This window comes from Alteromonas aestuariivivens (genome assembly GCF_003367475.1).
GTDB lineage: Bacteria > Pseudomonadota > Gammaproteobacteria > Enterobacterales > Alteromonadaceae > Alteromonas > Alteromonas aestuariivivens.
Genome location: NZ_QRHA01000004.1, coordinates 226948 through 245092 on the forward strand (window position 1 = coordinate 226948; position 18145 = coordinate 245092).

Consider the following 18145-nt stretch of genomic DNA (forward strand, 5'->3'; position numbering starts at 1 on the left):
ACGCCGCCCGTTTAAGGGCGGCACACAACAGCCAAATGGCTAAAAGGCAATCTGATAACTGAGGTAAAGCTGATTATCCAGACTACGATGCCAAGGGAGTGACAAGTCGTTTTTTTGGGCCTGCCAGGTTTCTCTGACAGCAGAAAGAGCAACAGTATGATCGTCTCGCATTCCCGCAAATTCCAGGTGCAGGGCAACCGCACGACTGGTTGGCAGCCTCAGCAGCTGAGCCATCGGCAAGGCAATCTCATGTTCATTACGAAATTTGCGTCCAACGCCAATCCGAATTGAGGAAAAATTCCACCAGGACAAAATTTCGTAAGCCTGGGATTTGACCCTCTGGGCAACAAACCCTTCGTGTAAACGGGCCTTTTCGTAATGTGCAATCCCTTGCAGCTGAAAAGCTGGGCCAAACTCCTGGGTAAATGCCAGCTGGTACTCCTGCTGTTTACAGCCCTGAAACGCAATTCGTTGTTTATTCAGCGTAACGAAGAAAGAATCGGAAAATGACAGCTGATTAATCAGCCAGTTTTTGGTTTGCTCCGGGAGTGATGCAGCTCGGGTCACGGAGGTCACTGCCAGACAAAAGGCCAGCACAGCTGTCTGCTTTATTAGGGTACGCATCATTCACTACTCCCTCGACCGGTGCATGCCATTGCTGGTCAGTGATTAAGTCTTGAACAAAGTATAGGCACAAAAAAACCGTATAATGGGTATGAGTAACGATGCTTAGGCATGTTGAACAGAAACTAACCGGCGAACATAACAGGCCGGATGTTGGATCACTGCGTGAATCGGAAACGCACCAGACGGGAATCTCTGAAAGGGCTGGCTTCCTGGCTAAACCAGACATCACCATTGGCAGCCACACACACACCCTCAACCTGCCCGTATCCGGTTAACGGCCAGGTCTTTGTTACAACAAAGTCAGTGGTAATCTCCGCCACGAAGGGTGAGAAGGATGAGAGCAGTGAAAGCTGATACCCCACTACCAGAAAGCGCTGGTTCAGGCTATCCCAATCCACTCCGGTGACAAGGCCGGGAAGGCCGGTGATAGTTGCAACAGGGGCAAGGTGTTGGCGGGGTTCCCGCGGGTCCACACGATAAACTTTAGCTTCTCCGGTTGCCCAGCTTTTGGTGAACAGCCACAGGGCCTGGTCTTTCAAAACCATGGCTTCGGCATCAAAATCATGCTGTCTGATACGATAACTTCCTGGTACGTACTCATCCGGAACAACTTCAATATTAAACCGGGTATCGGCCGTAATGCGGTCAATCTTGCGAATGATAAGGTGGCGCCGGCGGCCAAAATTATTCCCGATGTCGCCGACATAAAACGAAGCCTCGTCTCCACTGAGTGCTTCAAAATCAAAGTTCGGCTCTTTTAGCGATTGAATTTGTGTGACCTCGCCCTGTGAGTTCAGGGTGAATATGTCTGGGGGATTTCCGGAGTCATTAAGGGTAAAAACCTGCTCATGAGAACAGAACAACCCGGAAGTTTCAGACATCTCTGAAGGCAGTTGCCTATCAAACACAATTTGAATTTCGGCCTCCGCATTCACACTCTGTGCATTGCCTGGCACGTTATGGAACAAAGCCATAGCACATCCTGACAGCGCCAGCACAACCGCCAAACAATACCCTGCTAACCTTCGTACATATCCGGTTGGCGCTTTCAGCTTCGCCATTTTTGCCTACCCTTCCTAAAAATGTTGCTTCCCGTCTCACTCAATGTACGGGCAAACTCTGCACCGGCAAGCACAAAGCCTCATACAATCCCTTTGCACTCTGCTTTGCAATACCAGTGCCGAGCCAGATTGAGTTTAAGCGAAAACTTATCCTGCAAAAGAGCTTCCGGCTGAAACATTCCACCACACACGTTGACAGCATCAGCCGGACTCTCTATTTTTTATTTCTAATACAATGTATTGAGCAGCCGTGCTTTGAGCTTCACCATACAGAAAAATGGCCGGGAGTATCACCTGCAACTTGATCAACTCTGTATGACGGCTACCGCTTGCTTCGAACCAGTCCGCATCAGCAGTCAATACAGCACTGAAACTCACTATCGCAGCCCATAACAGGGAAGGAACACCCGCTTGTCTGAGCCATTAGTATCACTTGTTCTGGTTGGATTGTTATCCATAGCCTGCCAATATTTTGCCTATCGCATCCGAATCCCGGCAATTTTGCCCTTACTGGTAGTTGGCATTCTGGTTGGCCCGGTTTTCAATATTCTTAATGCGGAGGCGCTGTTCGGTGATTTGCTGTTTCCGGTGGTTTCCCTGTCAGTAGCTATCATTCTTTTCGAAGGCTCACTAACGCTGAAGTTCAGCGATATTGCCGGGCACGGCAAAATGGTAAGAAACCTTTGCACCATAGGGGTGCTGGTTACCTGGATTATTGCAACCATCGCCGCCCATTTCTGCCTCGATCTCAACTGGCACCTGTCTTTTCTTTTCGGTGCATTGGTAACGGTTACTGGCCCTACGGTCATCGTTCCCATGCTGAGAACCGTCCGTCCGCAGTCAAACCTCGCCAACATTCTGCGTTGGGAAGGCATCATTATTGACCCTGTCGGCGCACTGCTGGCTGTACTTGTGTTTGAATTTATTGTTGCCTCGCAGGAAGCTGCAATTACCCACACCCTGTTCACCTTTGGCAAAACCATCGGCATCGGCACCCTGTTGGGAATTGGTGCGGGTTTCGCGCTGGGCCATTCGTTACGAAAACAGTGGATACCACATTACCTGCAAAACACTGCTGTTTTAACACTGATTCTTGGGGTATTTGCGCTGTCAAATCATTATGCCCATGAATCCGGTCTGCTCGCTGTCACCATCACCGGCATGGTTATCGCAAATATGAGAAATGTAGAGGTGGAGGACATACTCGAATTCAAAGAAACCCTGAGTGTGTTGTTGATTTCCGGCCTGTTTATTCTTCTTGCAACCCGTATTGAGCTGCACGCCATCTACGACATTGGCTGGGAAATGCTGATTGTGCTGGCAACCATTCTTTTCATTGCCAGGCCACTCTCCGTGCTGGCATCTTCGCCGGGCACCGGTCTGAAAACCAATGAACTGGCGTTACTCAGCTGGATCGCCCCCAGGGGCATTGTTGCTGCAGCCGTATCCGCGCTGTTTTCTCTCAAGCTTGAAAAGCTGGGTTACGAAGGTGCGGGTGTACTGGTGCCAATGGTGTTTCTGGTGATCATCGCCACAGTGGTAGTCCAGAGCTTAACGGCCCGCTCTGTTGCAACCTGGCTGAATGTCAGAGCACCCGCCCCTACCGGATTTTTATTGTTCGGCGGCAATCAGTTCTGCCGCATGCTGGCAAAAGAAATGCTGCAACAGGGCCTGAGTGTTCGCGTTGCCGACACCAACTGGGACGCCATTCGAGAGGCTAGAATGATGGAGATCCCGGTTTATTTTGGTAACCCCATGTCAGACCATGCCGCCCGTTACCTGGATGTGAGTGCTATCGGTACAGTTTTGATTTTATCTCCGTATAAACAGCTCAATCCTCTGGTTGCCTACCACTTTGAATATTCGCTTGGAAAAAATAAAGTTTGGGGCCTGACCAACAACGAACAATCCACCCGGCCCAGTCACCAGGTCAGCGAACAGTACGCTAGAAAATTAACCCTGTTTGATGATGGGGTGACTTACGGATATCTCGCCTCGGCAGTTGCACGGGGAGCCAGCATCAAAACCACTCGTATCACCGAAGAATTTAGTTACAAAGACTATTATGAAACCTATAAAGGCCGGGCAACCCCGTTGATAGCCATCGACGAAAACAATCGCTCAATGACGATATTAAGTGGCGAAAAGAAAGAACCCAAACCGGGCTGGCGTTTGATAAGCCTGATCCTGCCAGAGAACGTTCCAGTTTGAAGTTGGAACAGAAAATTGGGGCCAGAACCGCACCCTGCCACAAGTGACAGGGTGCGTCTCCCTGGAATAACGTGTAAAAGGGCTCTGCCCGAAAGCAGGTTTGTTGTATTTTTTGGTGCCCCAAATACGACGTCGTAGCCAAGATAGCAAAGGTCAGGCCACAAATAATAAAACCAATAAAATCAAATATATAAAACTCCAAGGCTGAGCATCCAACAAAAAAAACCTAGACCAAAGTACTAATATGGGGAGCCTGCGCACCCTTATGGGGTTTATTTTTTGATCTCTCAGCCTCAATAACTTCGCACTTCAATTTCTACTATCACGATTTAGGGCAGCGTTTGTCTCGCAAACTTGAACAGCAGAGATCAACAGGCCCTAATTACGTCTAAGGTTTTTTCAACCGCGCCGCTGTTGTTTTGCAGTACCGAAAGGCCGGCAACCCCGGCCCTCTTTGCCTCTTCAGGCTGCGCCAGCCATTGCAGGCATATCCGGGCTATGTCATCGCTGCTGTTGACCAGAGTCAGTGCACCCTGTTCCTGCAGATACTCACAGATAATCGGATTATTATAGGTGTGTGGGCCCATCAGAATCGGCAGCGCCTGGGCAGCTGGTTCAAGAGCGTTATGCCCGCCCCGGTCCGCCAGACTGCCCCCCACAAAGGCCATATTGGCCACTGAGTAAACCTGATTAAGTTTGCCCATTTCATCCACCAACACGACCTGGCAATCCTCGTGGATGTGGTCAACCTCAGAAGTTCGGACAAAAACGACCGCTTGATTGACCAGCAACCCGGCCACCGTGTCAAATCGTTGTGGGTGACGAGGCACCAGTACCAGTAGCAGGTTTGGATAATGAACCCTCAATTTTGCTGCGGCATCCAGCAATGCCGCTTCTTCCGGGTCATGGGTACTGCCTCCAATCAGGACCGGGCGCTGGCCCCGAGAAAGGTTCAGAAAACCTGTGGCCTGGCCATTGACCGATATGCCCGCTGCCTGATCAAATTTGATATTGTTAGTTAGCGTTAACTTACTTTTTTCCAGGCCAAGATAAAGGTAGCCGTCATAGTCCCTCTGGCCCTGTGCACAAACATGGCTAAGCTTTTTAAGCATGGGAACAAACAGCGCACTCAGCTTGTGATAACGGCCAGCGGAACGCTCTGTCATCCGTGCATTGATAACCACCGCAGGAATATTTCGCTTCCAACAGGCATGGATAAGATTCGGCCAAAGTTCGACTTCGGTAATTAAAACCTTTCGCGGCCTGATTCGTGAAAGCAGCCCCGCCATACACATGGGCAAGTCGTATGGCAGATAGCAATGGTGGACCTGATTTGCGAACAGGTCTGTGACCCGTGCCGAACCTGTAGCGGTAGTAGTGGTGACGGTAATGGGAATATCCGGCTGTTCCTGCCGCAGGCGCTTAATCACACAGGAGGCCGCCACCACTTCTCCCACTGAAACACAATGAAACAGATAACCGTTTGGCTGGGGTGCCGTGGGAACCAAGCCAAAACGTTCGAGTCGGTTGCGGTTTGTGGCCTTAACGTAAAAAGATCGGCTGACTAACTGACTCACAGCAACAAGCGGAACGACCAGCAACAACAGACAGGTATACAGCCAACGGGTTACCGTATGGGTTAATGACGGCGAGTAAGGTCTCTGCGGTTGACTCATGAAGCCCGAATTCCTTGTTTGCTGTAAGTGCCTTTGATGTTCACCGATGTCGGTAAGTCAGGATGATGTCAATACATTCCAGTCTGGCCGATTGTAACATCAAAGATGCGCGCACAAAAAAGCCGCTCGAGTGAGCGGCTTTTTTAAGTTTGACTAAAGTCAGCGATTAAACGCCGGCTTTTTCAACAACGTTAACCAGAGTCCAGGTTTTGTTTTTGGACAGAGGACGACACTCACGTACTGTTACAGTATCGCCTTCGTTGCACACGTTGTTTTCGTCGTGGGCGTGCAGCTTAGTAGAACGCTTGATGAACTTCCCATAGATAGGGTGCTTAACGAAACGTTCAACCACAACAGTGATGGTTTTATCCATCTTGTTGCTAACCACACGACCTTGTACTGTACGAATTTTTTGCTCAGTCATTACGCATCAGCCTTTTGAGTCAGAATGGTTTTAACACGCGCGATGTTACGACGCACTTTTCTCAACTGGTCGGTTTTTTCAAGCTGACCAGTTGAATGCTGCATGCGCAAGTTGAACTGTTCGCGTAGCAGGTTTAACAACTCTGCGTTCAGCTCTTCTACGCTTTTGTCTTTCAGTTCAGTCGCTTTCATTACATCACCGTCCGAGTTACAAAGGTTGTTTTAAATGGCAGTTTAGCCGCTGCCAATTCAAACGCTTCCCGTGCCAGAGACTCAGGAACCCCTTCCATCTCATACAGAACACGACCAGGTTGAATCTGGCATACCCAGTACTCAACGTTACCTTTACCTTTACCCTGACGCACTTCAAGAGGCTTCTGAGTAATTGGCTTGTCAGGGAAAACCCGGATCCAGATTTTACCTTGACGCTTAACGTGACGAGTCATGGCACGACGCGCTGCTTCGATTTGACGCGCTGTCATGCGACCGCGGCCAACCGCTTTCAGGCCATAAGTACCGAAGCTTACATTGCCTCCAGCAATCGCAAGTCCGCGGTTACGACCTTTATGCTGTTTACGAAATTTCGTACGCTTTGGTTGTAACATGATTAGCCCTCTCGCTTAGCGCTGCGGCCTTTCTTCTTAGGTTGAGCGGCAGGTGCCTGCTCTTGAGTAGTAGGCAGACCGCCCAGTACTTCACCTTTGAAGATCCATACTTTAACGCCGATGATACCGTAGGTAGTTGACGCTTCAGAAGTTGCGTAATCAATGTCTGCACGGAAAGTGTGCAGTGGTACGCGACCTTCACGGTACCATTCGGTACGGGCAATCTCTGCACCGCCCAAACGGCCGCTTACTTCAACTTTGATACCTTTGGCACCTAAACGCATTGCGTTTTGTACCGCACGCTTCATGGCGCGACGGAACATTACACGGCGTTCCAGCTGGCTGGAGATGCTGTCAGCAACTAGCTGACCATCCAGCTCAGGCTTGCGTACTTCAGCAATGTTGATCTGAGCAGGCACACCGGCCAGCTTAGAAACATGGTTACGCAGCTTTTCTACGTCTTCACCTTTCTTACCGATGACCACGCCAGGACGAGCAGTGTGAATGGTCACACGGATGCTCTTGGCCGGACGCTCGATCACGATCTTAGACAGTGAAGCGTTTTTCAGTTGTTTCGTCAGGTACTGACGTACCTGATGATCGTTAAACAGGTTATCCGCATAGTCTGCGGTATTAGCGTACCAGGTAGAAGTCCATGGTTTGCTGATACCCAGGCGTATACCTGTAGGATGTACCTTCTGTCCCATTATCTACTCCTAGTTATCCGCTACAACCACAGTGATGTGACTGCTACGCTTAAAGATACGATCAGCACGACCTTTGGCACGTGGCTTGATGCGTTTCATAGTTGGGCCTTCATCAACGAAGATTTTGGCAACGCGCAATTCGTCGATGTCCGCACCTTCATTGTGCTCTGCGTTTGCAATCGCAGATTCCAATACTTTCTTAATCAGCGCTGCGCTTTTCTTTGGGCTGTACGCCAGAAGCTCAAGAGCTTTCTCAACGTGCATTCCGCGAACCTGATCCGCAACCAAGCGTGCCTTTTGAGCCGACGTGCGGGCAAAACGATGTTTAGCTAATGCTTCCATTTCTTTTCCCCTTAACGTTTGCTTTTCTTATCCGCGACATGGCCGCGGTAAGTACGCGTTGGCGCAAATTCGCCCAACTTATGGCCAACCATTTCGTCACTGACGATTACAGGAACGTGCTGGCGACCGTTATGGACCGCAATGGTCAACCCAATCATATCTGGGATGATCATGGAACGACGAGACCAAGTTTTGATTGGTTTACGGTCGTTCTTTTCCACTGCAGCCTCTACCTTCTTCAGCAAGTGAAGGTCGATAAATGGACCTTTCTTGAGAGAACGTGGCATGGTGAATCCTCGCTTTTACTTGTTACGACGACGTACGATAAGCTTATCAGTACGCTTGTTGCTTCGGGTCTTCTTACCTTTAGTAGGAATACCCCAAGGAGTGACTGGGTGACGGCCACCAGATGTACGTCCTTCACCACCACCGTGTGGGTGGTCAACCGGGTTCATGGCAACACCACGAACGGTAGGACGAACACCGCGCCAGCGGCTTGCGCCTGCTTTACCCAGTGAACGTAGCATATGCTCTGCATTGCCCACTTCACCAATGGTGGCGCGGCAATCAGACAATACTTTACGCATTTCGCCAGAGCGCAGACGCAGAGTGACGTAGTTTCCGTCACGCGCCAGGATCTGAGCGTATGCACCAGCAGAACGTGCGATTTGCGCACCTTTGCCAGGCTTCATTTCAATTGCGTGTACAACGGTACCTACAGGCATGTTGCGCATCGGCAGGGTGTTACCTGCTTTGATAGGCGCATCAGAGCCAGACTGAACAGAATCGCCAGCCTTCAGACCTTTAGGAGCCAGGATGTAACGACGCTCACCATCTGCATACAGTACCAGGGCAATGTTGGCAGAACGGTTAGGATCGTATTCCAAACGCTCAATTTTGGCAGGAATGCCGTCTTTGGTGCGTTTGAAGTCGATTACACGGTAGTGGTGCTTGTGACCACCGCCGATGTGACGAGTAGTAATACGACCGTTGTTGTTACGACCGCCAGACTTGCTGTTCTTTTCCAACAGAGGAGCGTAAGGCGCGCCTTTGTGCAGATCAGGGTTAACAACCTGAACAACGTGACGACGACCGGCAGAAGTTGGCTTAGCTTTCAATAATGGCATTTCTAATCCCCTTCTTACTCAGCGCCACCGACAAAGTCGATGTCCTGACCTTCTTTAAGAACCACGTAGGCCTTTTTCCAGTCGCTGCGCTTACCGAAAGACATGCCGTGACGCTTGGTTTTACCCTTAACGTTCACAGTGCGAACACCTTCAACTTCAACTTCGAACAGTTTTTCAACTGCTGCTTTGATTTCGGCTTTGTTCGCGTCTTTAGCTACTTTGAATACAACTGTGTTGTTCGCTTCAGCAGCCATAGTAGACTTCTCTGAAACGTGAGGTGCTTTAAGCACCTTCAGTAGACGTTCTTCTCTCATGCTAACGCCTCCTCAAGCTGTTTCACTGCATCTGCAGTCATCAGCACTTTTTCAAATGCAATCAGGCTGACCGGGTCAATACCCGCAACATCACGTACATCAACTTTGTACAGGTTGCGCGCAGACAGGAACAGGTTCTCATCCACTTCAGAAGTTACGATCAGAACGTCGTTCAGCTCCAGCTCGTTCAGCTTAGCTACAAGAGATTTAGTCTTAGGTGCATCAACACCGAACTTCTCAACAACGATCAAACGCTCTTGACGAACCAGTTCAGACAGAATGCTCTTAATAGCACCGCGGTACATTTTCTTGTTAACTTTTTGCTCGTGGTTACGAGGCTTAGCAGCGAATGCACGGCCACCACCAACAAAAATCGGGCTGCGGATAGTACCGGCACGGGCACGACCAGTACCCTTTTGACGCCAAGGCTTCTTACCACCACCACGTACTTCAGAACGCGTTTTTTGCGCTTTGGTACCCTGACGGCTACCTGCACCATAAGCAACGACTACCTGATGAACCAGGGCTTCGTTGAATTCACGTCCAAAGGTCGCTTCGGATACTTCAAGAGCGCTTTGCGCATCTTTCAATGTTAATTCCATCAGTTCACTCCCCAGACGTTACGCTTTAACAGCAGGCTTAACGATAACATCGCCGCCTGTTGCGCCAGGTACGGCACCTTTAACCAGGATCAGGCTGTTTTCTACGTCAACACGTACTACTTCCAAAGACTGGGTAGTCACTTGCTTGTTACCAAGCTGACCGGCCATTTTCTTGCCTTTGAAAACTTTACCTGGAGACTGGTTTTGACCAATCGAACCAGGGGCACGGTGAGACAATGAGTTACCGTGCGAGTTACGTTGATGGCTGAAGTTCCAGCGCTTGATAGCACCAGCAAAACCTTTACCTTTAGATGTACCTGTTACATCAATTTTCTTGGTGTCGTTGAAGATTTCAACAGTGATTTCACTGCCCACTTCAATTTCGGCACCCTCGTTGTCTTCCAGGCGGAATTCCCACAGACCGCGACCAGCATCAACACCCGCTTTAGCAAAATGACCTGCTTCAGCTTTGTTCACGCGGTTCGCTTTCTTGGTTCCAGCAGTAACCTGAAGAGCGCGATAACCGTCAGTTTCCTCAGTGCGAAGCTGAGTAACACGGTTTGGGGTCGCTTCAATAACAGTCACAGGGATAGACGTGCCATCTTCAGTGAAGATGCGGGTCATACCCACTTTACGACCGATTAGACCAATCGCCATTGTTATTACCCTCTCTTATTAGCCCAGGCTGATTTGAACATCAACACCAGCAGCCAAGTCCAAACGCATCAGGGCGTCTACAGTCTTGTCAGTTGGCTCGATGATGTCTACCAAACGCTTGTGAGTACGGATTTCGTATTGATCACGCGCGTCTTTGTTGACGTGCGGAGAAATCAGAACTGTATAGCGTTCTTTGCGAGTCGGCAGTGGAATTGGACCGCTGACCTGAGCACCAGTGCGTTTCGCCGTTTCAACGATTTCAGCCGTAGACTGATCGATCAACTTGTGATCAAACGCTTTCAAACGAATACGAATTCTTTGATTTGGCATCGATTAAGCTCCAATCGAAAGAACAAAAAAATTCACCTTTTCTCTCCCATTACTTCCGGGAAGAAAAGATGTGCGTAAACCGGTGGTTCCCAATTGGAACCCTGTTCTTTGTTCTAGCACGCCGGTAAAAGCTGCAAATCCTGCGGAATTGACTCTGTTACTTCGGCAACCACCCTAAAAGCAGTGAGGCTGCGGCTAAAAACTCCATTGCCCCCGTTCGGGCAAGTGGGCGCGAATTATACAGGTATTGAGGCTGAGCGCAACTGTTTTTGTGGGATATTTGTACACCCAAGCTCTGTTTCCAATTCTCGGCTTGAGTACAGTTTAAGGTCTGGCGCAAAAACGCTGTTATAAGCAACAATGCACCTAACAGACTCTTAATTACTGGCTACTGGGCTGGTGAGGGGTGCAGGGTAGTTGTGTCACTTTCTTCAAGCGTTACCAACCGTAAAGGAACCTGATGAAATGAACTTTGCTATCTACCGGGCTGGGTACGCAAGCGGGCTCTCTGCGCTGGTGTGCGTTGCTGCGTCTTCGCTCAATCTCATCCCTTCTAAATTGCTGATATACCCTTTTATGGTCAGCGTCGTGTGTTTTTTCATTCTGTTCCATTACATCGGTACGCGGCAAATAGGAAAACGTCGCTGATGCACAGCATCGCTATATACAGCGATGCTGTCATGGTTGTGAACCAGCCTGATTTAACCCTGGCCAGTTCCCATGAGAAACCACCTTACAAGGCTATTTGCTCTCCAGTTTTTGCCACAACAACGCCACTTCCTGCTGGCGGCCACTGTCCGCTAAAGGGCGATCAGGGCGTGGTTGCGCATTTTGTGCTATCAGCAGGTAATTGCGCGCCTCCGCATACTTGCCATTATCAAATAAATACTCAGCGTAGAAATAGTTGGGGTCTAGTCCGCCGGGATTGATTTCCAGCGCTTTTGCCAACAACTGCTGCGCCTTTTTATCCGACCCAAAGCCAATCGGCCAACCGGGTACCTTATGGTACAATACACCAAGGCTGGTCAATGCCGAACCCTGCAGCGCAGTCTCGTCCAGGCGTAACGCCTGCTCCAGGTTCTTTCTTGCCGCTTTGGCATATTTCAATGCCCCCAGTCCACCTTCCGCACCGGCCGTACTGGATTGAACAATACCCAGCCAGATGTGGTTGGCTGCATTTTCAGGCGCAGCTTTCACCAGCGCTTCCGCTTCAACAATCAGCGCTTTGAACGCATCGGCTTTGGAGTCTCCCTCCAGTTCGTAATTAATGTGTGCCCATTGGCGCTGAATGCTCAACAGTTGGCTGTCACTGCTGTTGCCTGCCAGGCAGGGCCGCGACATCAGCAAAGTAATTGCAATTAGTGGTAAGAGTTTCATATCTGTGTCTCCTGATGGGATGAAGCAATGTGGTGCTTTACCGTTGGGAGTTGCTTTCTCAGTGCACTGTCAACCAGCCCCGGAAAGATCCCATTAATTCTTGCAAACAATTTTTCCGGAAAACCTATGAAACATCGAGGCTGCTTTTTCTCAAGTTGTTGCACCAGTTCTGTGGCCACCAGTTCTGGTGGGTCCATCTTGTTTCCTAATGCCTTATTCATGGCCACCACCTCACTGGAATTGATTTCGGTGTGGGTGGCTCTGGGGGCGAGATAGTGAAAACTGACACTCTGGCCGTGGTGTTCCCTTTGCAGGGCTTCGGTCCACCCTCGCAGGCCAAACTTGCTGGCACAGTAAGCGGCATGATAGGGAAAGCCAATGCTGCCAAATGTCGAGCCCACATTCACTACGTGCGCTTGCCTGGCCTGTGACAACATCGGCATCAAGCGCTGAGTAAGCGCCATGGGTGCCAACAGGTTAGTCTGCACCAGCGCACTTTGCTGGTCTTCACTCAGTTGAGTAAATGCTCCCGTTATACTGGTTCCGGCGTTGTTGATAAGCAGACTGATGTAGGGCATTTCAGCGCAGGTTTCTACCAGGGCATTGCGCCCGGTTTCAGTATTGATATCCGCAGCCACGGTTATGTGTTCGCCCGGTAACGCCTGGCGCAAAGCCTCAAGCTTTTCGGCGTTACGGCCATTCAGGAGCAGGGTTACCCCTTTCTGTGCCAGAACTCTGGCAATGGTCTGCCCTATCCCTCCGGTTGCTCCGGTCAGAACTGCAATATCATTTTTCCAGACCATGCTCATATCACGCTACCCGCATCAGGCCGTGATCCGGCTCCAAAGTACGAAATATGTCGCCATACAATTTGAAAAACATAGTCGCACTGTGAACGATGAGCGCCTGCTCCTCCGGATCAGTAATCCGATTCATCAGGCCTTTAAAAAATACGATGTGTTCCTGATCCAGTGAACCGTGAGAACGCAGGTAGCTGAACGCACGATCAGGCAAACCAAGACTGGAACGGATTTGGCCAGCAGCAGCATCTGCCAGTGCGATACTGGTGCCTTCCAGCACATATACCATGCCAAAGAAGCACAATGGGTTAACCCTGCGAATAGCGTCGTAGGCATAAGCGACCATAAGCTCGGTAGCGGCAGATGGCCGGCTGTTTCTGGCCTGTTCCTTGTCCACGCCGCACGCAGCCAAATCGTTGAGGATCCACTCCTGATGGCCCATTTCCTCTTCTATATACTCGCCCACCGCCTCCCGCAGCCATTCCTTGGATTCGGGTAACGTCGCACCGGCTGCCATCAGCAGAGGCACCGTATGCTTTACATGGTGATAAGCCTGCTGCAGGAACGCAATGTAATCGTCCAGTTGAATATCGCCTGCAAAACAACGCTCAATAATCGGCGCCGTTATCAGGGATTGTCGCGCTCCCTCTGTTTGAGATTGCAAAGTATGATAGAAACTCATGAGACCACTCCGTCGTCTTTCGCTATGCCTGTAACCGGTACAGGGCATTAAGGTCGTTTTGATACCGGGCCAGGATTGCAGCACGCTTGAGCTTACCGTTTTGTGTCAGCTGACCTTGCTGGGCGGAAAAAGGAGCTACCTGAAGCCAATTACATATTTGTGCATAATCGGGCAGGCGCTGATTCACCTGCATCACGGCCTGCTGAATATGTTGTTCTGAAAGTGAGTCAGACATGGGCACCAGAAGGGCGACACAGTGGGGCATGGCATCCCCCGCTACCATCACCTGCAGAAAAAACCCGCTGGCCATCAACTCCGCTTCAATCCACTCTGGCGAAATATTGCGCCCGAACGAATTGATCAACAGGTTCTTGCGACGCCCGTCAATGTGAAGAAAGTCGCCTGCAAAGCTGCCCAAATCGCCGGTTTTGACTTTGGTTGGATAGAAAGAATCCGGTTCATTCAGATAACCCAAAAACAGGTTGCCTTGCACCACTACTTCACCGTTTTCTATAGCAAGGATATTGTGATTCAGTGGCACACCGGCGGAACTGGGCTGAACATTTGTGGGCAGGTTTAACGCAGTAACTGACACACACTCTGACAACCCATAGCCCTGATACACCGGCAAATTCAGAGCCTGCGCCCGTTCCAGCAACTCGCTAGCAACATGAGCTCCACCCACTGCAATAAATTTCAGCGACGTGGGCGGCTGCCAGCCACTCTGCGCTGCCGTCAGCAATATGTTAAGCAGCTCAGGCACCAGGATCAGCGTATGTGGATGTGTATCCACCAGCAACTTCAAAAGGCTCTCTGGCTTTACCAGTCGGCTGCCGGCAAAGCCCCGCATTTCTTCACTGGCCAGCACCACGGTTCCACCGGCCAGCAGCGGCGCATACACGCCCGCGATGTTCTCCAGTAAGGTTGGCAGCGGCAACAGGCACAAATGCCGAACCTGTTCCAAGCCAACCTGTTTGACCAGCGACTCCGCCACCTGCCACTGGGACGCGGTACTCAGACAAACGCCTTTTGGCGCTCCTGTAGAACCGGAGGTAAAGGTAATTTTTTCACAGCCATGGGGTATTAGCGGCTCCCAGAGAGGCGAAAACCGGAAGGCATAAATGCCGTCAAAGAGGCAAACCACCTCTGCAGCAGGCAGCTCCGCCGCCGCTGAATCTTTGAGTAGCAGTTCAATTCCTGCCTGCTCAAAAAGATGACATAGCTGGGTTGCCGAAAAGAAACCCGGCACCGGCACACAGCAAACGCCCGCTTGCTGGCAGGCAAGATCAAACAGCACCCACTCCGGCGTGTTGTCCATCATGAGAGCCACCCGTGACACTTTCTGCGCCCTGAGCCACGCAGCTCTCAGCTCAACAGCCTCAACAAGCTCAGCGTAAGTCAGGCGGCCATTACGAAATTCCAGTGCCGTGCGTTCGCCGGGCCAATTAGCTATTTTGCCAATCATCCTAAACACCTTAACTGCTGGTCCAGCGGGGCTAGTTGCCCGGACACCTCATTCCACAAACGTCGTAAGCCAGGCTCAGACAGCATCAGCCGAACAACATCTTCCACTGCCAGTGCGAACACCTGAGGATTAGTTTGGTAGTAGCTGCCCCAATCATCCTTGGGCTCTTTAAGGCAGGCTTCGCGCGCATCGGCCAGGTAATGCAGTGATAAATCGTTACGACAGAAAAATTCTTTAAGCTTTTGAGTCGCAGTAAATATCAGATAGCGCTTACCCCGGATAAACACGCCACTGCAGACCGCCAGCAACAAAGGCAACGTAAAACGCGAAGACACACTGCACAGATTGCCCACTTCAATGATTTCATTCCGGGGTACCACAATGCCTTTGCGGGCTAAGCTCTCCGTCAGTGGCTCTGGCAGATATTGCTCTGTAAAGAAGGGCTGCTGAGCACTGCGCAACCCCAGCGCCGCACGCACCCCATTGCTATCAACCGCAACCAGCACAGGATAAAAATGCCTGATATTGGCATTGAACGCATTGGCATACCCATTGGCAATGAATGTTTCAACATGCTTGCGGTTCGGCGAGATAGCGGAAGCCGTGATAAGCGTAAACTGCCGTATTGAGCGATTACTTTCCGCCGCCGGGCGAGTCTGCAGGACTGAAGTGGAGATTACTGTCACAATGAAATCCTTACTCAAGATTCTTGTGACAGACTATGGACGGGCAACCTTAAGCTAACATTAATCCCGCGCGATTTTTGCCCGGCTGAATAAATATTGCCTTTCGCGGGGGCACTGGCACAACTCGGCAACGCACTTGCGGCCGAATACAGATACCAGCTTTGCCGGTGGGCAACGCCAAGATAAATGCCCTTGTGTAAATCAAAACAGGGCAGCGCTGCCGATTCCGGTGCCATCAACCAGCGCTCAGGCTCGGCGCTTATCCATAGCCAGGCAAGTTGTTGAGCCTGTTCAGAAGATGTATGGAAGCCGAAATGGACCAGAGGGCGGTCAGCGTACAGCAAATATTGGCTGCGAAAATCGATAATGGCAATGTCAGCTTGCTCGGAAACACGCTCTGCCGCAGCCTGCAACACATTCACTGGAGTGCGAAAAGGCTGCAACAGGGCATACCCAAAGGTGCATACCGGCAATATCACCGCCATTACCATTGCCAGTAAAGTAACCAGCGGATTGGCCTTTCTCCCGAACCACACGATTAGCAAAACCAGCCCTCCGACTGCCAAACAAAGCCAGCCAAGCGCATCCAAAGTCGCCATATTACCCTGGTAATCCTGCACCTTCGTTACCAGTTCCGCAGGGTGGTTCAGCGCCAGCAATCCAACCAGGCTGGCCATCAGGCCGGGCAACACACACACACCAAGAACCATCGCCCGGAAGCGTGGGGTTATTCCTGATGTCGACAGCAAAACACCAGCCGCCATTGCCATTGCAGGCACGGCGGGCAAAAGATAAACGCCGCGCTTGCCAGGGCTGATACTGAAAAAGGCTACCACCAACACCCCCCATGCCAGCAGACTTACTGCAGCAGGTTGATGAAACAGGCGGCGCCAATCCAGTTTGCGCACTGAAAAGAACACCAGCAATGCTGGCAACCAGAACACGGGGATGACCTTGAGTATATAGTAATACCAGGGTTCGATGTGATGCCAGGCATTGGCATAACGCTCACCGGTTTGCTTAAACAGAATGTTGTTCCGGTAGGTATGCAGCAGCGGGTCATTGCTGTGTTCCACGGCCCAGTACATAGGAACCAGCCACAGGGCTATAACTGCCAGCATAACCCCCGGCCCCAATGCCGCCCGCCATTGCCAGCGCCCGGGCAACTTGCCCCTGAAGGCAAAGAAGCCTGTCGGAATCAGGAGAAAAAGAGGCAGAAAACCCACCCCTTTTGTAATCACGCCCAGCCCCATCATAGCCCAGGCAAAATAATAGTGCCGCCAGGACGAGCGGATAAAGAAGTGATACATAAACCCATACACACCCAGCATGATCCAGCACGACACCATGGCATCAATCTGTGCAAATTTGGCCTGTATCAGAAACTGGGGCATCAACAACAACACGGCTGCCGCAATCACAGCAACCGCGCCACCCCAGAGCAGCCGACTGAGCCGATAAGTCACCCACCACGTCAACAGGCTGCAGAGCGCACTGGGTAGCAGAACTGCCAGATGGAGGTTGCCGGTGAGTTTGTACAAAATGGCTATTGCCCACATAAACACCGGGGGTTTATCCGGGTAATATTCACCACCCCGTGTGGGAAACAGCCACTTACCGGAATTCACCATTTCTGCGGCTACCTGCGCAAACCTGGGTTCATCCGGAGGCCAGGGGCCGCGGATACCCAAACCTGCAAAAATAAGAACTGCCGCAATACCAAATAAGGCGAAAAACAGGGCCCTGGAATGAACTGACATCCATTGAAAATCAGCATGCACTTCAAACCTTGGCATCGCTCACCTGCTCAGTAACATCATGCCGTCTTCTAGCGAGAAAGATCCCCACAGCCGTAGCCAAGGCAAACAGGACGAGGCTGGCAACCAAATGCCCACCACTGGAAATGGCAATACCCTGGCCAGCTAATGCAAATATCAGAGTTTGCGGCACATATCCGATGACGCTTGCGGTCACAAAAGCGACCGGAGGAACACGCAAACTGCCTGCCAGCAAATTGGTCACCAGATTACTGCCCACAGGCAACAGGCGAATCACCAGTACTTTGAAAAACGTATCTGTAGTCAGCCAGCGCTGCCACGATTCCGCCCTGCGAGAGTATCGGTGTGCAATCCAGTCGCTCAGCCAGAAACGCGCCAATGCGTAAGTCAGGGCACAGGCCAATCCACTCACAAATGTTGCCAGAGCCATGCCCATGGCTGTTCCCATCCACAGACCGCAGACAAAGCCCACCACCTGTCTGGGCAAACCGATGCAGAGTAAAACGGTCATTGCACCGACGCTGGCCAAAATGGTCCAGCCACCTGCACTTTTGGCGTATTGACTCAACCAGGTGGAATCGGTCAGATGCTCCAACACTGGCCAGGACTGCGTAAGCATCCACGCCAGTGCCAGAAACGCCACTACGCTGAACTTCTTTAACCAGGACATCCGAG

General features: G+C 51.0%; 23 protein-coding genes. 2 read left to right on the forward strand and 21 right to left on the reverse strand.

Annotated elements, in window-relative coordinates; genetic code table 11:
• Positions 1-39 precede the first annotated feature (39 nt).
• Positions 40-627 carry a hypothetical protein gene (locus tag DXV75_RS07080; protein WP_115592696.1) on the reverse strand — a complete coding sequence of 196 codons (588 nt, stop codon included), beginning with the start codon at positions 625-627 and terminating at the stop codon, positions 40-42.
• 155 nt (positions 628-782) lie between these two features.
• On the reverse strand, positions 783-1688 hold the full coding sequence (locus DXV75_RS07085; protein WP_147291805.1) for a hypothetical protein: 906 nt from the start codon (positions 1686-1688) through the stop codon (positions 783-785).
• A 411-nt stretch (positions 1689-2099) separates the two neighbouring features.
• Between DXV75_RS07085 and DXV75_RS07090 the strand changes: the two genes are divergently transcribed.
• The gene (locus DXV75_RS07090) at positions 2100-3899 is read left to right on the forward strand and encodes a cation:proton antiporter (protein ID WP_115592698.1); all 1800 of its coding nucleotides are present in this window, start codon (positions 2100-2102) and stop codon (positions 3897-3899) included.
• A 368-nt stretch (positions 3900-4267) separates the two neighbouring features.
• Here DXV75_RS07090 and waaA read toward each other — a convergent pair whose 3' ends face one another.
• The 12 genes from waaA to rpsJ form a co-directional block, all read right to left on the reverse strand.
• Positions 4268-5575 carry a lipid IV(A) 3-deoxy-D-manno-octulosonic acid transferase gene (waaA, locus tag DXV75_RS07095; RefSeq protein ID WP_115592699.1) on the reverse strand — a complete coding sequence of 436 codons (1308 nt, stop codon included), beginning with the start codon at positions 5573-5575 and terminating at the stop codon, positions 4268-4270.
• Positions 5576-5741: 166 nt separating this feature from the next.
• Positions 5742-5999 carry a 30S ribosomal protein S17 gene (gene rpsQ / locus DXV75_RS07100; RefSeq protein ID WP_115592700.1) on the reverse strand — a complete coding sequence of 86 codons (258 nt, stop codon included), beginning with the start codon at positions 5997-5999 and terminating at the stop codon, positions 5742-5744.
• On the reverse strand, positions 5999-6190 hold the full coding sequence (rpmC, locus tag DXV75_RS07105; protein ID WP_115592701.1) for a 50S ribosomal protein L29: 192 nt from the start codon (positions 6188-6190) through the stop codon (positions 5999-6001). Before rpmC ends, rpsQ begins: the two co-directional genes overlap by 1 nt.
• Positions 6190-6603 (reverse strand): 50S ribosomal protein L16, encoded by a 414-nt coding sequence (rplP, locus tag DXV75_RS07110; RefSeq protein ID WP_115592702.1) that lies wholly within the window; start codon positions 6601-6603, stop codon positions 6190-6192. The genes rpmC and rplP overlap by 1 nt, the downstream gene beginning before the upstream one ends.
• Positions 6604-6605: 2 nt before the next feature.
• Positions 6606-7310, reverse strand: a complete 705-nt coding sequence (rpsC, locus tag DXV75_RS07115; protein ID WP_115592703.1) for a 30S ribosomal protein S3 — start codon at positions 7308-7310, stop codon at positions 6606-6608.
• Positions 7311-7319: 9 nt separating this feature from the next.
• Positions 7320-7652 carry a 50S ribosomal protein L22 gene (rplV, locus tag DXV75_RS07120; RefSeq protein ID WP_115592704.1) on the reverse strand — a complete coding sequence of 111 codons (333 nt, stop codon included), beginning with the start codon at positions 7650-7652 and terminating at the stop codon, positions 7320-7322.
• A gap of 11 nt (positions 7653-7663) precedes the next feature.
• Positions 7664-7939 (reverse strand): 30S ribosomal protein S19, encoded by a 276-nt coding sequence (rpsS, locus tag DXV75_RS07125; protein ID WP_115592705.1) that lies wholly within the window; start codon positions 7937-7939, stop codon positions 7664-7666.
• Between the two features lie 15 nt (positions 7940-7954).
• The gene (gene rplB / locus DXV75_RS07130) at positions 7955-8779 is read right to left on the reverse strand and encodes a 50S ribosomal protein L2 (RefSeq protein ID WP_115592706.1); all 825 of its coding nucleotides are present in this window, start codon (positions 8777-8779) and stop codon (positions 7955-7957) included.
• A 14-nt stretch (positions 8780-8793) separates the two neighbouring features.
• The gene (rplW, locus tag DXV75_RS07135) at positions 8794-9093 is read right to left on the reverse strand and encodes a 50S ribosomal protein L23 (RefSeq protein ID WP_115592707.1); all 300 of its coding nucleotides are present in this window, start codon (positions 9091-9093) and stop codon (positions 8794-8796) included.
• Positions 9090-9695 (reverse strand): 50S ribosomal protein L4, encoded by a 606-nt coding sequence (gene rplD, locus DXV75_RS07140; protein WP_115592708.1) that lies wholly within the window; start codon positions 9693-9695, stop codon positions 9090-9092. The genes rplW and rplD overlap by 4 nt, the downstream gene beginning before the upstream one ends.
• Before the next feature lie 18 nt (positions 9696-9713).
• Positions 9714-10352, reverse strand: coding sequence for a 50S ribosomal protein L3 (gene rplC / locus DXV75_RS07145; protein WP_115592709.1), 639 nt, complete (start codon positions 10350-10352; stop codon positions 9714-9716).
• Between the two features lie 18 nt (positions 10353-10370).
• Entirely contained in the window at positions 10371-10682 is a 312-nt protein-coding gene (gene rpsJ, locus DXV75_RS07150) for a 30S ribosomal protein S10 (RefSeq protein WP_010179497.1), read from the reverse strand.
• 465 nt (positions 10683-11147) lie between these two features.
• Between rpsJ and DXV75_RS07155 the strand changes: the two genes are divergently transcribed.
• Complete coding sequence (locus tag DXV75_RS07155) at positions 11148-11330, forward strand: hypothetical protein (RefSeq protein ID WP_115592710.1); 183 nt, start codon at positions 11148-11150, stop codon at positions 11328-11330.
• 93 nt (positions 11331-11423) lie between these two features.
• Here DXV75_RS07155 and DXV75_RS07160 read toward each other — a convergent pair whose 3' ends face one another.
• The 7 genes from DXV75_RS07160 to DXV75_RS07190 are packed head-to-tail and all read right to left on the reverse strand — an operon-like array spanning position 11424 to position 18140.
• Positions 11424-12023: a tetratricopeptide repeat protein gene (locus DXV75_RS07160; RefSeq protein ID WP_425451688.1), complete on the reverse strand. Its 600-nt coding sequence runs from the start codon at positions 12021-12023 to the stop codon at positions 11424-11426.
• Between the two features lie 32 nt (positions 12024-12055).
• Positions 12056-12868, reverse strand: a complete 813-nt coding sequence (locus DXV75_RS07165) for an SDR family oxidoreductase (protein WP_115592712.1) — start codon at positions 12866-12868, stop codon at positions 12056-12058.
• A gap of 1 nt (position 12869) precedes the next feature.
• Entirely contained in the window at positions 12870-13541 is a 672-nt protein-coding gene (locus DXV75_RS07170; protein ID WP_115592713.1) for an iron-containing redox enzyme family protein, read from the reverse strand.
• A gap of 22 nt (positions 13542-13563) precedes the next feature.
• Positions 13564-15006: an AMP-binding protein gene (locus DXV75_RS07175; RefSeq protein ID WP_115592714.1), complete on the reverse strand. Its 1443-nt coding sequence runs from the start codon at positions 15004-15006 to the stop codon at positions 13564-13566.
• Positions 15003-15692: a thermostable hemolysin gene (locus tag DXV75_RS07180; protein WP_181898375.1), complete on the reverse strand. Its 690-nt coding sequence runs from the start codon at positions 15690-15692 to the stop codon at positions 15003-15005. The genes DXV75_RS07175 and DXV75_RS07180 overlap by 4 nt, the downstream gene beginning before the upstream one ends.
• A 14-nt stretch (positions 15693-15706) precedes the next feature.
• Positions 15707-17488, reverse strand: coding sequence for an ArnT family glycosyltransferase (locus DXV75_RS07185; RefSeq protein ID WP_245953142.1), 1782 nt, complete (start codon positions 17486-17488; stop codon positions 15707-15709).
• On the reverse strand, positions 17475-18140 hold the full coding sequence (locus tag DXV75_RS07190) for a TVP38/TMEM64 family protein (RefSeq protein WP_115592716.1): 666 nt from the start codon (positions 18138-18140) through the stop codon (positions 17475-17477). Before DXV75_RS07190 ends, DXV75_RS07185 begins: the two co-directional genes overlap by 14 nt.
• Positions 18141-18145: the final 5 nt, after the last annotated feature.

Bases quoted from the DNA above. Each gene is read 5' to 3' on its own strand.
- rplP (WP_115592702.1), bottom strand. From the start codon at position 6,603: ATGTTACAACCAAAGCGTACGAAATTTCGTAAACAGCATAAAGGTCGT.
- rplB (WP_115592706.1), bottom strand. From the start codon at position 8,779: ATGCCATTATTGAAAGCTAAGCCAACTTCTGCCGGTCGTCGTCACGTT.
- rplV (WP_115592704.1), bottom strand. From the start codon at position 7,652: ATGGAAGCATTAGCTAAACATCGTTTTGCCCGCACGTCGGCTCAAAAG.
- DXV75_RS07175 (WP_115592714.1), bottom strand. From the start codon at position 15,006: ATGATTGGCAAAATAGCTAATTGGCCCGGCGAACGCACGGCACTGGAA.
- rpsC (WP_115592703.1), bottom strand. From the start codon at position 7,310: ATGGGACAGAAGGTACATCCTACAGGTATACGCCTGGGTATCAGCAAA.
- waaA (WP_115592699.1), bottom strand. From the start codon at position 5,575: ATGAGTCAACCGCAGAGACCTTACTCGCCGTCATTAACCCATACGGTA.
- DXV75_RS07160 (WP_425451688.1), bottom strand. From the start codon at position 12,023: ATGTCGCGGCCCTGCCTGGCAGGCAACAGCAGTGACAGCCAACTGTTG.
- DXV75_RS07185 (WP_245953142.1), bottom strand. From the start codon at position 17,488: ATGCCAAGGTTTGAAGTGCATGCTGATTTTCAATGGATGTCAGTTCAT.
- rpsJ (WP_010179497.1), bottom strand. From the start codon at position 10,682: ATGCCAAATCAAAGAATTCGTATTCGTTTGAAAGCGTTTGATCACAAG.
- rpmC (WP_115592701.1), bottom strand. From the start codon at position 6,190: ATGAAAGCGACTGAACTGAAAGACAAAAGCGTAGAAGAGCTGAACGCA.
- DXV75_RS07085 (WP_147291805.1), bottom strand. From the start codon at position 1,688: ATGGCGAAGCTGAAAGCGCCAACCGGATATGTACGAAGGTTAGCAGGG.
- rplD (WP_115592708.1), bottom strand. From the start codon at position 9,695: ATGGAATTAACATTGAAAGATGCGCAAAGCGCTCTTGAAGTATCCGAA.
- DXV75_RS07165 (WP_115592712.1), bottom strand. From the start codon at position 12,868: ATGAGCATGGTCTGGAAAAATGATATTGCAGTTCTGACCGGAGCAACC.
- DXV75_RS07080 (WP_115592696.1), bottom strand. From the start codon at position 627: ATGATGCGTACCCTAATAAAGCAGACAGCTGTGCTGGCCTTTTGTCTG.
- DXV75_RS07190 (WP_115592716.1), bottom strand. From the start codon at position 18,140: ATGTCCTGGTTAAAGAAGTTCAGCGTAGTGGCGTTTCTGGCACTGGCG.
- rpsS (WP_115592705.1), bottom strand. From the start codon at position 7,939: ATGCCACGTTCTCTCAAGAAAGGTCCATTTATCGACCTTCACTTGCTG.
- rpsQ (WP_115592700.1), bottom strand. From the start codon at position 5,999: ATGACTGAGCAAAAAATTCGTACAGTACAAGGTCGTGTGGTTAGCAAC.
- rplW (WP_115592707.1), bottom strand. From the start codon at position 9,093: ATGAGAGAAGAACGTCTACTGAAGGTGCTTAAAGCACCTCACGTTTCA.
- DXV75_RS07155 (WP_115592710.1), top strand. From the start codon at position 11,148: ATGAACTTTGCTATCTACCGGGCTGGGTACGCAAGCGGGCTCTCTGCG.
- rplC (WP_115592709.1), bottom strand. From the start codon at position 10,352: ATGGCGATTGGTCTAATCGGTCGTAAAGTGGGTATGACCCGCATCTTC.
- DXV75_RS07170 (WP_115592713.1), bottom strand. From the start codon at position 13,541: ATGAGTTTCTATCATACTTTGCAATCTCAAACAGAGGGAGCGCGACAA.